Source organism: Promicromonospora sukumoe 327MFSha3.1 (genome assembly GCF_000385135.1).
Taxonomy (GTDB): Bacteria; Actinomycetota; Actinomycetes; order Actinomycetales; family Cellulomonadaceae; genus Promicromonospora; species Promicromonospora sukumoe_B.
Genome location: NZ_ARQM01000017.1, coordinates 159322 through 172494, shown reverse-complemented (window position 1 = coordinate 172494; position 13173 = coordinate 159322). Strand labels below are relative to the sequence as shown.

Annotated in this window: 11 protein-coding genes; 4 read left to right on the top strand and 7 right to left on the bottom strand. The window is 73.9% G+C overall.

The window, feature by feature from the left end:
- Nucleotides 1-51 precede the first annotated feature (51 nt).
- Nucleotides 52-780 carry an SDR family oxidoreductase gene (locus tag H291_RS0126845; RefSeq protein WP_020018124.1) on the top strand — a complete coding sequence of 243 codons (729 nt, stop codon included), beginning with the start codon at nt 52-54 and terminating at the stop codon, nt 778-780.
- Here H291_RS0126845 and H291_RS0126840 read toward each other — a convergent pair.
- From H291_RS0126840 to H291_RS0126825, 4 genes are all read right to left on the bottom strand, one after another.
- Entirely contained in the window at nt 767-1399 is a 633-nt protein-coding gene (locus H291_RS0126840) for a class I SAM-dependent methyltransferase (RefSeq protein WP_020018123.1), read from the bottom strand. The two genes, H291_RS0126845 and H291_RS0126840, sit on opposite strands and share 14 nt — an antisense overlap.
- Nucleotides 1400-1497: 98 nt before the next feature.
- Entirely contained in the window at nt 1498-2262 is a 765-nt protein-coding gene (locus H291_RS0126835; protein ID WP_020018122.1) for a C40 family peptidase, read from the bottom strand.
- Between the two features lie 181 nt (nt 2263-2443).
- Nucleotides 2444-3466, bottom strand: a complete 1023-nt coding sequence (locus H291_RS0126830; protein WP_020018121.1) for a hypothetical protein — start codon at nt 3464-3466, stop codon at nt 2444-2446.
- Between the two features lie 16 nt (nt 3467-3482).
- Nucleotides 3483-4712 (bottom strand): FAD-dependent monooxygenase, encoded by a 1230-nt coding sequence (locus H291_RS0126825; protein ID WP_020018120.1) that lies wholly within the window; start codon nt 4710-4712, stop codon nt 3483-3485.
- Nucleotides 4713-4890: 178 nt separating this feature from the next.
- On the opposite strand from H291_RS0126825, the gene H291_RS0126820 reads away from it, so the two are divergent.
- A complete protein-coding gene (locus H291_RS0126820) occupies nt 4891-5838 on the top strand; it encodes a TetR/AcrR family transcriptional regulator C-terminal domain-containing protein (RefSeq protein ID WP_020018119.1) in 948 nt (315 codons plus the stop codon).
- A 6-nt stretch (nt 5839-5844) separates the two neighbouring features.
- On the opposite strand, the gene H291_RS0126815 is transcribed toward H291_RS0126820, so the two are convergent.
- The gene (locus tag H291_RS0126815; protein WP_020018118.1) at nt 5845-7110 is read right to left on the bottom strand and encodes an RNA polymerase sigma factor; all 1266 of its coding nucleotides are present in this window, start codon (nt 7108-7110) and stop codon (nt 5845-5847) included.
- Complete coding sequence (locus H291_RS0126810; protein ID WP_020018117.1) at nt 7107-7475, bottom strand: YciI family protein; 369 nt, start codon at nt 7473-7475, stop codon at nt 7107-7109. The genes H291_RS0126815 and H291_RS0126810 overlap by 4 nt, the downstream gene beginning before the upstream one ends.
- A 187-nt stretch (nt 7476-7662) precedes the next feature.
- Between H291_RS0126810 and H291_RS31825 the strand changes: the two genes are divergently transcribed.
- Nucleotides 7663-8517, top strand: a complete 855-nt coding sequence (locus H291_RS31825; protein WP_020018116.1) for a S1 family peptidase — start codon at nt 7663-7665, stop codon at nt 8515-8517.
- Nucleotides 8518-8560: 43 nt separating this feature from the next.
- Nucleotides 8561-9169, top strand: a complete 609-nt coding sequence (locus H291_RS0126800; protein WP_157237380.1) for a hypothetical protein — start codon at nt 8561-8563, stop codon at nt 9167-9169.
- 211 nt (nt 9170-9380) lie between these two features.
- Here H291_RS0126800 and H291_RS0126795 read toward each other — a convergent pair whose 3' ends face one another.
- A complete protein-coding gene (locus H291_RS0126795; RefSeq protein ID WP_026366174.1) occupies nt 9381-13151 on the bottom strand; it encodes a S8 family serine peptidase in 3771 nt (1256 codons plus the stop codon).
- Between the last annotated feature and the right edge of the window lie 22 nt (nt 13152-13173).

The following is a 13173-nucleotide window of genomic DNA, read 5'->3' as shown; positions in this document are numbered from 1 at the left end:
TCGAATCAGGACTTGACCCTGACGTCAACGTCAGGTTTTAGCGTACCCGACATGGAGATCAACAACTCAGTCGCCCTCGTCACCGGAGCCAACCGCGGGCTCGGCCGCGCCTTCGCCCAGCGGCTCCTCGACCGGGGCGCGCGCAAGGTCTACGCCACTGCCCGCCGTCCCGAGACCGTGGACCTGCCCGGCGTCGAGGTGCTCGCCCTCGACGTCACCGACCCGGCGTCCGTGCGGGCCGCGGCGCGGGCGGCGTCCGACGTCTCGCTGCTCGTCAACAACGCCGGCATCTCGACCGGGACCGACCTCGTGACCGGCTCGCTCGACGTCGTGCGGCGCGAGCTGGAGACCAACGTGCTCGGCGGTCTCACGATGATCCGCGAGCTGGCGCCGGCCCTCGCCGCGCACGGCGGGGGAGCGGTCGTGAACGTCCTGTCCGCCATGTCGTGGTTCGGGGTCAAGGGCGGCAACGCCTACCACCTGTCCAAGGCCGCCGCGTGGGCCATGACCAACGGCGTGCGCCTGGAGCTGGCCGACCAGGGCACGCTCGTGACCGCCGTCCACCTCGGCCTGGCCGACACCGACATGTCCGCGGGTTGGCAGGTGGCCAAGATCTCGCCGTCCGACCTGGCCGACGCCGCGCTCGACGGCGTCGAGGCCGGGTCCGCCGAGGTGCTGGCCGACCAGTGGAGCCGGGACATCAAGGCCCGGCTCCCGCTGACCCCGGAGGAGTTCGACGCCGCGATGGCCCGCGCGCTGGCGGGTCTTACGGCGGCGTGACGGGCTTGCGCGCCGCGAGCCGCTCGATGATGCCCCGGTTGAACCGGTCGTGCCGCTCGACGGTCAGCCCGGCCGCCTCGACGTGCAGCAGCGGACGGCGGCGGAAGTGCTCGCTCTGGAACCGCACGCTGTACACCTCGGCGACGGCCTGGAGCATCCGGAGCGGCGCCGACGTGCTGACCACGTGGTCGGCGAGCAGCAGCAGGCCGCCGGGCCGCAGCACCCGGACCATCTCGCCGACGGCGCCCTCGTCGTCGGGCACGGCGCACAGCCCGAACGTGCAGACCACGGTGTCGAACGAGGCGTCGTCGAACTCCAGGTGCTGGGCGTCGCCGACGCGCAGGTCCACCGCGCGGCCGAGCTCGGCGGCGTGCCGGCGGGCGTGGTCGAGCATGGCCGGGCTCAGGTCCATGGCGGTCAGGGTCGCGTGCGCGGGGTACCGGTCCAGGTTGAGGCCGGTGCCGACGGCGACCTCCAGCACCTGGCCGACCGCCTGCCGGCACACCCAGTCGCGGGTGTCGCCGAACATCCGCTCGGCGCTGTCCATCTTGCGGTCGTAGCCCACGGACTGCCGGTCCCAGTGCCGGCGGATCCGGTCCTGGCTGGGTGGTCTCACCATGGTGCCTCGCTCACCGGTCGTGGAAGACGGATCGGGCGGTGTCGCTGAGAGCCAGCATCCTGCACTCTCCGCGACACCGCCCGATCTTCCGGCTGTGGTCAGCCGACCCGCAGGAAGGTGGGGTTGGACTGCCAGATGCTGGTGTACCGCACGCTCTTGCCGGGGACCGGCGCCTCGATCTGCATGCCGTTGCCCGCGTAGATCGCGATGTGGCCGGGGGTCCAGATCAGGTCGCCCGCCCGGGCCTCCGCCCCCGACACCGGCGTGCCGGCGTAGAGCTGCTGGGACGAGGTGCGCGGCAGGTCGATGCCCACCTGGGCGAACACGTAGGACGTGAACCCGGAGCAGTCGAACCCGCTGGGGGTGGTGCCGCCCCACACGTAGGGGACGCCGAGGTAGCGCATCGCGATGGAGACGACGGACGCGCCGCGCTGGATGGAGGCCTGCTCGGCCTGCTCCGCCTCGATCTTCGCCTGGTACTCGGCGTTCTCCTTGGCGGAGACCACGGTGACCGCCGACTTCTCGACCTTCAGCTCGGCGTCGGCAGCGACGGAGATCATGGTCGACGCGGAGACCGACTCACGGGCCTGGGTGGTCAGCGCGTTGAGGTCCGCGGTGTTCAGCGCGGCCTGGACGGGCTGGCCCGTCAGCTCCGTGCCGACCGACATCGTCGCCGGTGCCGCCTGGGCGGGCGGGGCGATGAGCGACAGCAGCACGCCGCCGCCGGCGGCCGCGACGACCGCGCCGCGGCCGGCGAACGTGGTGACCTGGTCACCGGCGGCGCGTGCGACGCCCGCCAGCGGACGGTGGGCGGCTCGGTGCCGACCGCGTACGCGTGCTGCCGGTTCGAGGTTGGGCTCCATGAAGGCTGGGACCTTTCTGGTCGGAAGGGGGACCGTCAGGGCGCCCGCCGACCCCGGCCGGGTACCGGCGGGTTGCGAACTGAGATGACGTGTCAGGCCCATGGTGGCCCCAAGAGTAACGGAACGGACAACCCTCTGGTCCATCACCAGAGGGGGTGAATTCCCACCTCTTGCTTGCGGATCACGCGGGAACGTTCCGGACGCCCCTCCGATCGCGGCGCGCGACGTGCCGGGCGAGCACGATCAGGAGCGCCACCTGCAGCGATATCGTGACGGCACCGACGACGGCGTTGGCAGGCGGGCCCGGCATCATGAAGGCCGTGTGGCCCACCAGGATGCCGCCGGCCAGCCAGATCCGGTGCCGGTCGCTCCAGCCGGGCGCGGCGGTCCAGCGCAGCACCGCCCACGCGAGTCCCAGCCCGACCAGGGCCGCCGCGGCGAGGGGGACCGCCGGCGGGATCCCGTCGGCGATCAGGGTCCGGGGTCCCAGGCCCGGCGGGATGAGCAGCGCCAGGAACACCACGGTCCCGACCCCGGGAGCGGTCGCGACCACCGCGGGGTGCGGTGCGGCCGCTGCCGGCCGCGGGGCCGGGACCGCGCGCCGGGGCAGCACCCGCAGCGCCAGCCAGGCCAGCGCCGCGATCGCCACGACGAACGCCGCGGTCCAGCCCCACGGCGCCAGGTAGCCGGGATCCTCGGTGCCGCTGATGACCACCCGCAGCCCGGCCACCCCGAGCACCGCCAGCAGCCCGACGCCGGCCAGGCCGCCGGCGCGCAGGTACGGACGCCCGCGCCGGGCCGGGAAGAGCAGGTCGGTGAGCAGCACCGGGACGAGCACGCTGAACACCACGTGTACCCCGACCTGGGACGCCCAGTAGCTCCAGTTGGCGCCGAGCGCGCGCCAGCCCCAGTCCGCGGCGCCGTACATGTCCGGGCTGGTCAGCGCCTGCAGGCCCAGCCCGTCCTCGGCCAGCTGGTAGGCCAGGCCCAGCAGCACGAGGCTGGGCCAGCCGCCGCCGGCGCGCACCACGGCCTCCCGGAGCAGCAGCACCCCCGCCCCGTACATCACCAGCAGCAGCGGCAGCAGCAGCCACGCGAACGGCACGGCCACGGCCGTGAAGGTCAGCTCCGCGCACACCGTGGTCAGCAGCGCCAGGGTCCAGGCGGCCCGCAGCCGACCTCGTGCGTCCTCGTCCCTCGTCATGTCTCCTACCTTCCGGTCAGCGGTGCGCCAGGGCGGCGTAGTCCGGCAGCTCGACCGCGCCGGCGACCCGCTCCATGCCCCGGCCGACCAGGCTGCGCGGCAGGTACGGCAGCAGGTGGACGGACAGGTTGCGCATCCTCAGCTGTGCCCGGCTCTGCGGCATCAGGCCGCCGTCGCCCTGCGTCCGGGCGAACTCCTGCGCGCGGCGCACGAACTCGCGCATCCGGTCCGCGTAGGCGGGGTAGGCGCGGGTGTGGTCGCCGTCGGCGGTGGCGAGCTCGCCGGCCAGCACGTAAGCGCCGACGAGCGCGAGGCTGGTGCCGATGCCGGACATCGGCGAGGCGCAGTAGCCGGCGTCGCCGAGCAGCACCGTGCGGCCGCGGGACCAGCCGTCGACCTCGACCTGCACGACGCGGTCGAAGTAGAAGTCGGACGCGTCACCGATCGTCGACAGCATCTGGGGGATCTCCCAGCCGTCGCCCTCGAAGGCGCGCGTCACGATCCGCTTCTGCTCGTCGACGTCGTGCCGGTCGTAGGCCAGCGGTGCCGAGCGCAGGAAGAACGCGGCCAGGCCGGTCCCCGGTGCGGTCCGCGGGTAGATGCCGGCGGTGCGGCCCGGCCGTCCGCCGCCCGCGGGCATCGTGTACATGAGCTGCCAGCCGTCGTGCTCCAGGTCGGTCGTCGTGGAGTAGAGCGCGATGTAGCAGCCGAGGTCGCGGAGGTACCGCTCGTGGGGGCCGAACATCAGCCGGCGCACCGTCGAGCGCACGCCGTCGGCGCCGACGAGCAGGTCGAAGCGGCGCGAGGTGCCGCTCTCGAACCGGACCGTGACGCCGTCGTCGTCCTGCTCGGCCGACGCGACCGGGTCGCCGAAGAGGTACTCGACGTCGTCCCGCGTCGCGTCGTGCAGGATCCGGGCGAGGTCGGTGCGCAGGATCGCCATCTCGGCGACGGGGCCGCCCGAGTGGCCGAACACGTCGGTGCCGAGGGCGGCCACCCACCTGTTGTCCTCGTCGACGAACGCCATCCCGCAGGCCCCCGTGTGGGCCGCGCGGACGGCGGGCACGATCCCGGTCCGCCGGGCCACCTCGCGGGCGGTGCCCCGGATGTCGACGGCGTGCCCGCCGCTCCGGGGAGCGGGCGCTCGTTCGGCCACGGTCACGTCGAAGCCGTACCGGTGGAGCCAGTAGGCCAGCGTCGGTCCGCCGATCCCGGCGCCGGAGATGAGGACGCTCCGGTTGTTCATGGTTTTCTCCCTGGGTGGTCGTCGCCGTGGGGTGCGTACGGCGTATCGGAGGTGCGGTACTTCACCCACGCTAGCGAGCCCTCGCCCCGATCACGGCGGAATCCCGGGAGAAAGTGTGCTCGCCCAGCTAGGAAGTGAACTAGTACACTGTGCGGACGGGAACGAGCCGGAGGTGCCCATGTCCACGTCGTCGCAGCAGGCCGAGTCGCCGTACCGGCAGATCGCGGGGGAGCTGCGCGCCAGGATCCTGGCGGGCGACCTGCGCCCGGGGGACCGGGTGCCCTCCGTGCGCCAGATCGCCCAGCGGTGGGGCGTCGCGGCCGCCACGGCCACGCGCGTCACCGCCGTCCTGCGTGACGAGGGCCTGGTCGAGGCCCGCGTGGGTTCCGGCACCGTGGTCAGCGGGCAGGCTCGGCGCGGGCGAGCCGGACGCCCGGTCACGGAGCCCGGGCGCCCGGACGCGGAGCGGACGGCGGCGCTGAGCCGGGACCACCTGCTGCGGGCCGCCATCGAGATCGCCGACGCCGAGGGGCTGGAGGCCGTGTCGATGCGCCGGCTCGCGGCCCACCTCGGCGTCGGCCCGATGTCGCTCTACCGGCACGTGGCGAACAAGGACGAGCTGCTGGTCGAGATGGCCGACCGGGCCTTCGGCGAGATCGACCTGCCGGCGACCGGGCCGGAGGGCTGGCGCGCACGGCTCGAGCTGGCCGCCCGCCGGCAGTGGGCGCTCTGTCGCAAGCACCTCTGGCTGCCCCGGACGATCTCGTTCACCCGTCCGCTCCTGGCGCCGAACATGATGGCGCAGACCGAGTGGACGCTGCGTGCGCTCGACGGGTTCGGGCTCGACCCGACCGTGCGGATGCGGGAGGCGCTCGCGCTGCACGGGCTGGTCCTGACCGCCGCGCTGTCGCTGGCGGACGAGGTCGAGGCGGAGCAGGACAGCGGCGTCACGCTCGACCGCTGGCACGCCGGCCAGGCCGCCCGCGCGCAGGAGCTGCTCCGCACCGGGCGGTTCCCGCTGCTCGCCTCGGTTCCCGAGGACGCCCCGCGGGACCTCGACGCGCAGTTCGAGTACGGCCTGGCGCGGCACCTGGACGGCTTCGCCGTGCTGGTGGGGGACCGCTGACCCGGCTCAGGACGGGCCGGCCAAGAGCTCCCGCAGGCGTCGCTGCAGGTACTGCTGCTCGGCGAGGTTGCGGGTGGCCCGGGCGGCGCGGCGGTAGGCGTCGGCGGCCTCGGCCGTGCGGCCGGCGCGCGCCAGCAGGTGCGCGCGGACGGCGTCGAGCCGGGGCAGCCCGGGGTGCGCCCGCTCCAGGCCGGACAGGGAGTCCAGGGCCGGTCCGTCGCCGTGCACCTGGGCCTCCGCCACGATCCGGTTCAGCGTGATCGTCGGGTTCTGCCGGCCGGTCACGACCTCCAGGACCCCGTACAGCGCGAGGATCTCGGACCAGTCGGTCGACGCCGTGTCCGGGGCCTCCGCGTGCAGCGCCGCGATGCAGGCCTGCAGCAGGTACGGGCCCGGGACCGCGCCCGGCACGGTCGCCTCGACCAGGCGGATCCCCTCGTGCACGAGGGCCTGGTCCCAGCGGGTCCGGTCCTGCTCGTCCAGCGGGACCAGGGCGCCGTCGGCCGCCTGGCGGGCCGGACCGCGCGACTCGGTGAGCAGCATGAGCGCCAGCAGCCCGGCCACCTCCGGGTCGCCGGGCAGGGCCTGGCGCAGCAGCCGGGCCAGGTGGATCGCCTCGGCCGCCAGGTCCGTGTCGCGGGCGGGCGTGCCCGACGTCGTGTGGTGGGCCTCGGTCAGCATCGCGTAGAGCACGTCGAGCACGGGGCCGAGCCGTTCGGCGGCGTCCCGGGGCCGGGGCAGGTCCCCGCCCAGCTCGGCCAGGCGGCGCTTGGCTCGCGTGATGCGCTGCGCCACGGTCGCCTCGGGGAGCTGGTGCACGTCCGCGATCTGCGCCGTGCTCAGGCCGGCCACGGCGCGCAGCGTGAGGGCGACCTGCGCGGGCCGGGCCAGCGCGGGGTGACAGCAGAGCTGCAGCAGGAGCAGGCTGTCGTCGGCGGGGGACGCCGCCACCTCCGGGCCGGTTGCCTCCGGCCCGGCCGCCGGCGCGCTCAGCGGCTCGGCCAGGAGCGCCTCCCGGGCCTCGCGGTCGCGGCGCCGGCTGTCGGCGCGCACCCGGTCCACGTAGCGCCGTCGGGCCGTGGTGACCAGCCAGGCCAGCGGGTCCGACGGCGGGTCGGCCGGCCACTGCCGGTACGCCGCGAGCAGGGCGTCCTGGACGGCGTCCTCGCACACGTCGAACTGGCCCGCGCCGTAGGTGCGCACGAGCCGGGCCAGGACCTGCGGCGCGAGGTCGCGCAGCAGGTCCTCGCCGACGGCGGGTCCAGCGCTCACGAGTCCCCGAAGTCGCTGAACATCACGGGCCGCACCTCGACGGCGAGCCCGTCGATCGCCGTGTCCGGGATCATGCGGGCGAGCTCCAGCGCCCGGGCCTCGTCCTCGACGTCGACCAGGTAGAAGCCGCCCAGGAACTCCTTGGCCTCGGCGAACGGCCCGTCGCTGGTCTGCGTGGTCCCGGCCACCGACCGGACCACCTTGCTCTGGCTCGGGTCGGCCAGCGCCTGCGTGCCCACGAACTCACCGCGCTCCTTGACGTGCGCCATGAACGCCTCGTGACCGTCCTGGACCTGCTTGCCCTGCTCGGGGGTGAGCTGCTCGAGGACGGTGGGGTTGATCTGCATCAGGATCAGGTACTTCATGGTTCCTCCTGGGTTCGCGGCGGCGGCGCTCTGCCGTCGTCGTACCCCTTGGTCGGCACGGCCGCGACGGATACGACAACCGGTCACGAGAAATCTTCGCCGGAATTCTCCGGCCCGGCGGGTTCAGGGTCGCTACCAGGGGCAATCCTGATGTCAGGGGCCCGCGACCTTTTCTACGGTCGGACGCATGACGCCCACCAGAGCACGCCTCGCCTCCGTCCTGCTCGCTCCCGTCGTCGCCGTAGCGATGCTGGTGTCCCTCGCCGCCGCTCCCGCCCAGGCGGTGGTCGGCGGGGACGACGCCTCGACCCGGCAGTACCCGTGGATGGTGTTCCTCAGCCGCGTCGGTGACCCGACGACGCCGTCGGGCCAGTTCTGCGGGGGAACCCTCGTGGCCCCGACCAAGGTGGTGACCGCAGCGCACTGCATCGACGACCTCGCGCCCGAGGAGTTCCAGGTCATCGGCGGACGCACCGACCTGCACCGCCGGAACGGCACCGTGCGCGACGTCGTCTCCGTGTGGAACGCACCCCGGGTGCCGCCACCCGCGGCCGAGCCGGGGGAACCGGTGTTCGTCGGCGGGGGCGACCTGTCGGTGCTGACCCTGGAGCACCCCATGCCCTACCGCACCCTCCGCATGGTCGACGCCGACGACGCGTGGCGCTACACCCCCGGACGGCAGGCGACCATCCTCGGCTGGGGCATCTACGAGGAGGACGGGCTGCTCGGCCCGTCACCCGTGCTGCAGCGGGGCCGCATCCCGATGCTGGACTACACCACCTGCAACGACGCCTTCAAGGGGCACCCGGCCCTGCCGCGCCAGCTCGACCCCCGGTTCTACGTCTGCGGCGGCGTGCCCGACGGCGGCCCCGCGGCGTGCGGTGGCGACAGCGGCGGCCCGCTGGTCATCGACGGGCGGCTGGCCGGGGTGTTCGGGCCGATCCTCTCCCGCAACGGCACGGTCTGCGCGGACGCCTACAGCGGGTACACGAGGGTCGACGTCTACGCCGACCTCATCAGGGCCGAGCTGCGTCGCGGATGACAGCCGTGGCAGGAGGGGGTCCGCGGAACCGCGATACTGGAGTGTGAACACGTCCATCGTTACCCCCGCGGAAGCAGGGGCGGATATCCCGATCGAGCTGCTCTACCGAGTTCCCTACGGCAAGGTGCTGCACGGCAAGGACTGCCAGCACCTGACCACGAACCGGCTGGCCACGCTCCAGCCGGCGACCGAGCTCGACCGGCAGAAGTTCAAGATCTGCAGGTCGTGCATCATCGCCCTCGACGGCGACCCGGGCCGGGACGACTTCGAGTCGTTCGACGCCGCGCTCGAGGCGCTCCAGGTCCCGGCGGCGAACCGCCCGGCGATGCGCGCCATCGCCGAGGGGCTCGACACGTCCCGCATCTGGATCCCGTCGACGCGCACCTACGTGGCCGTCTCGCCCGGCACGGGACACGAGGTGACCGCGTTCTTCAGCAAGGACTCCGTCGACATGCGCAAGGACGAGGGCGGCTACGAGCGCCTCGTGCTGGCGACCCCCTCGGGGCGGACGACGGCGGCCGGCAAGCAGCGGGCGAGCGCCGCCGGCAAGACGCGGGCGGCGGCCGCGCAGGAGCCGGAGCCGGCGCCGCCGACCTGCCCCTCCTGCTACATGCAGCTCCCGGCGACGGGCGTCTGCGACAGCTGCGACTGAGCTGCTCGCCGTCCGCCGTCGTCCGACCTCCGGTCCCGGCGGAACGGTCCCCTTTGAGGCCTAAGTTTCTTCGCTTTGCGGCGACCCAAAGCGAAGAAACTTAGGCCTCAAAGGAGAATCGAGCGGTAGGTAACGGAGAAGTAGCACTGCTACTTCTCCGTTACCCAGCCGTTGTTCATGCCTTGCCCCGACCGGCCCGGCTCGCGAGGGGTCAGCGGCCCGCGATGCCGAACGCCGACGTGATCTCCTGGGTCACCGCGTTGCCGGCGTCGTCCCGGGCGGTCGCCCGGAGCGAGACCAGGTCGGCGCCGCGGGACGGGATGCGCAGGCGCGCCTCCCAGCGGTCGTCGTCGCGCCGCAGCTTCACGGCAGACCACGACGAGCCGCCGTCGTAGCTGACCTCCAGCGTCGCGTCCTGCACCGAACCGGCCCGCGGCGCGCCCGGCACGGTGTACGGGACCACCGCGAACGGCACGGTCGAGCCGGCCCGGACGGTGCCGTCCAGCGCCGTGTCGACGTCGTAGTCGAGCTGCACCAGCGGGAGCGGCGTGCCGTTCTCGCCGGGTGCGGCCTCGTCGGCCTGGTCGGCCACGAAGGTCCACGACGTGCGGGTGCGCGTCGAGTACCGGTGGGCGTCGTCGGCGGCGTCGGTGTCGAGCTCGAACCGGTACTCCTGCGGCCCGTCGACCGCCGGGACCGAGGCCTGGACCGCCTGGCCGATGCTCTCCCGCACCAGGGTGTCGCCCTGGTAGAGGCGGGAGGTCACCGGGGTCTCGCCCCACGGGAACCCGCCGGTGATGCCGGCCGGGCCGCTCGACGGCGCGACGTTGACCGCGAACCAGTCGCCGCCGTGCCACGGACTCCAGTAGCCGTCGCCCGTGCGGGGCGCCGTCACCGGCGCGAACCAGTCACGCACCGTGGTGCTGCGCGGCTCGTACGCCTGGCGCACGCCCCGCTGCTCCCAGGTGCTCTCGTGGTCCACGTTCTCGTACCACTCGACGTCGTCGTACGTGGAGACGTAGTCGGTGCGCTCCGCCTGCGTGGGCTGCAGGGCCCGGACGCTCAGGCACGGCGGCCACTGGTAGTCGCGGCAGTCGGCGCGGTCGTCGACGGCGAGCCGCTCCTGGGTGTCGTCGTACCGGCTCTCCACGGTCGCGAGCTGCCTGCTCGACGGCGCCAGCCCCAGCTCGGCGGGGATCTCGCCGGGCCAGCTCTTGGACACGTCGTACAGGTAGGTCGGGAACTCGACGGCCTTGCCGGTGAGGGTGAGCAGGCCCTTGCGCGCTGCCGCGAGGAGCTTGGCGCCCTGCGCCTGCGGCACCGAGACGACGGGCACGTCACCCTGGGTGACGTTCTCGACCAGCGAGCCCGGCCGGTCGTCGACGACCACCAGCAGCGCGGCCCCGGCCGCCTGGGCCGCGGCCTCCCGCTCCTCGGCGGACACGGCGTCGTCCCTGGTCACCAGCACCGCGCGACCCTCCGCGCGCACGCCCTCGTAGTCGGCGGCCGTACCCGTGCCGGCCGCGACGGCCCGCAGCGTGACCCGGCCGTCGAGGCGCGCCGAGCCGACCTGGTAGACCGGGTCGAACGCGACGGGCGGGGGAGCCCAGGCCCGCACGTCGAGCGCCGGCTCGGTCGCCCGCCAGCGGACGGCGAAGTCGAAGTCGGCGCTGTCGACCCGCCCCGTCCGCGCGGCGTAGAACGAGTCGACGTCGGCCGGCACCGCGTACGTGGCGCCGAACGTCGAGTACAGGCCGCCGATCCCGGAGTCGTTGAAGAACTGGAACCGCCGGTAGCTCACCTCGCTGGCGCGTGGCGTGCGCAGCGTCAGCTCGTCGGCGTTCCGGGCGTCGAGCACCAGGGACTGGTCCGCGTCGGACACGACGACCTGCGGGTCACCGACCAGCGCGACGCCGGTCGAGCCGGGGCCCTTCGAACCGGCGACGTCGAGGAACGCGGTCGCGGAGTACACGCCGGGCTCCAGCCGCTGCGTCGGCACCTCGCCCGTGGCCGGGTCGATCGGCAGGCTGCTGGTGAACTGGTCGCCGTAGCGGTAGAAGTCCACGTAGCCGCTCGCCGGCTTGCCGGACCGGTCCAGCGCCGTGATGTCGAGGCCGTACCGCTCCTCCTCCTTGACCAGCGCGACGGCGGTCCGCACGCTCACCTCGCCCGAGGCGTCCGTACCGACGACTGCGCCGGAGTACTTGCCCGCCAGGGCCGCGTCGTCGGCGTCGGCGGTGACCGTGACGTCGGCCGTGCCGCCGGCCGGGACCACCACCTCGGAGGCGGACAGGGTCATCAGGTCGCTGTCCGCGCCGTCCGGCCCCGTGACGTCCGTGCTCAGGGCGAGCGTGACGTCGGCGTCCGTGGAGTTGGTGAGGGTGACGACGGCGCTCGCGGGCTCGTCGCCGTCGTGCGGCCAGCCGTAGAAGCCGAGCAGCCCGCCGCCGGACGCGTCCACGCCGTCGAGCGCGGCCGGGACGTCCAGGCGGCCCGTGCCCACCTCGTAAGCGGGGGCGTCGATGTCGGCCGCCGACGAGACCAGGGCCTCCTTGAGCTGCTCGCCCGTCAGCTCCGGATGCGCGCCCTTGACGATCGCGGCGGCTCCCGCGACGTGCGGGGTGGCCATGGAGGTGCCGTTCATCGACACGTACCAGCCCTCACCGCCGGACTGCTGCGAGCGGGCCGCGACGATGCCGACGCCGGGCGCCGTCAGGTCGGGCTTGATCGCGTGGTCGCCCACGCGCGGGCCGTAGCTGGAGAAGTCGGCGCGCACGTCGCCGTCGTCCACCGCGCCGACCGTGAGGGCGGCGTCCGCCGTGCCCGGGCTGCCGAGCGAACCCTCCGCGTAGCTGTTGCCGGCCGCGACGACGAACAGGGCGCCCGTCTCCTCGCTCAGCGCGTTGAGCGCCTGCGCCATGGGATCGGTGCCGTCGTTGAGGCTGGAGTCGCCGAGGCTCATGGAGACGACGTCCGCGTTGGCGGCGCCCCACTCCATGCCCGCGATGATCCAGGAGTCCTGGCCGTAGCCGTCGTTGTCGAGCACCTTGCCGACCAGCAGGTCGGCGCCCGGGGCGACGCCCTTGTACAGGCCCTCGCTCGCGGCGCCCGTGCCGAGCACCGTGGACGCGACGTGCGTGCCGTGCCCGTGCTGGTCGTCGTCGACCGCCTGGCCGGGCACGAACGACTCCGCCTGCGCGATCTGGTCCGCGACGTCGGGGTGCGTCGCGTCGATGCCGGTGTCGAGCACCGCCACCGAGGCGCCCGTGCCGTCGAAGCCGGCCGCCCACGCCTCGGGCGCGCCGATCTGCGCCGTGCTGTGGTCCAGGGTGGACTCGGCCTTGCCGTCGAGCCACATCTTCTCGACGCCCCCGGCGAACGTGCCGGCCCCGGCGCCCGAGCGCGCCGAGCGCGCAGGAGCGGTCGCGGCCGACCAGAACGCCGACGCCTCGGCCTTCGTCGCGTCCACGGCGGACGCGTCGATGCTCGGCAGGTCCAGCGTCCGCTTCGCGCCCGGCAGCTCGGCCGCGGCGGAGCGCGCCCTGGCGCCGGCGTGCTCCAGGATGAGCGGCGTCGCGGCCACGGTCTCGTCGTCGTACTGCATCTGCAGCAGCGCGGTCACGTCGAAGAGCCGCCGGTCCAGCGTGCCGGCCGCCAGGTACGGGAGCGCGACGTCCGGGATCACGTAGGTGTGGTCGCCCACCTGCTGGGTGCGGACGGCGCCGCCCCCGGCCGGCTCGACGCCGAGGGTCAGCGCGCCGTCGTCCCCGGTGGTGACGTCGACGACGTCTCCGGTGACCAGGGTGACCGTGGTGCGGCCGTCGGCCAGCGCGGGGGTGTCGGGGGCGGAGCTACTACCTGAACCAGAGCTGCTGGGGGTCGCGTGCGCTGTGGTGGCCATCGCGGCGACCAGGGCGGTCGCGGCGACTGCCGCGGCGGCCCTGGTGGCGGCCGGGAGCCCGCGCCGGGTTGGGGATCTCATGGGCCTGGACACTCGCAGCCGG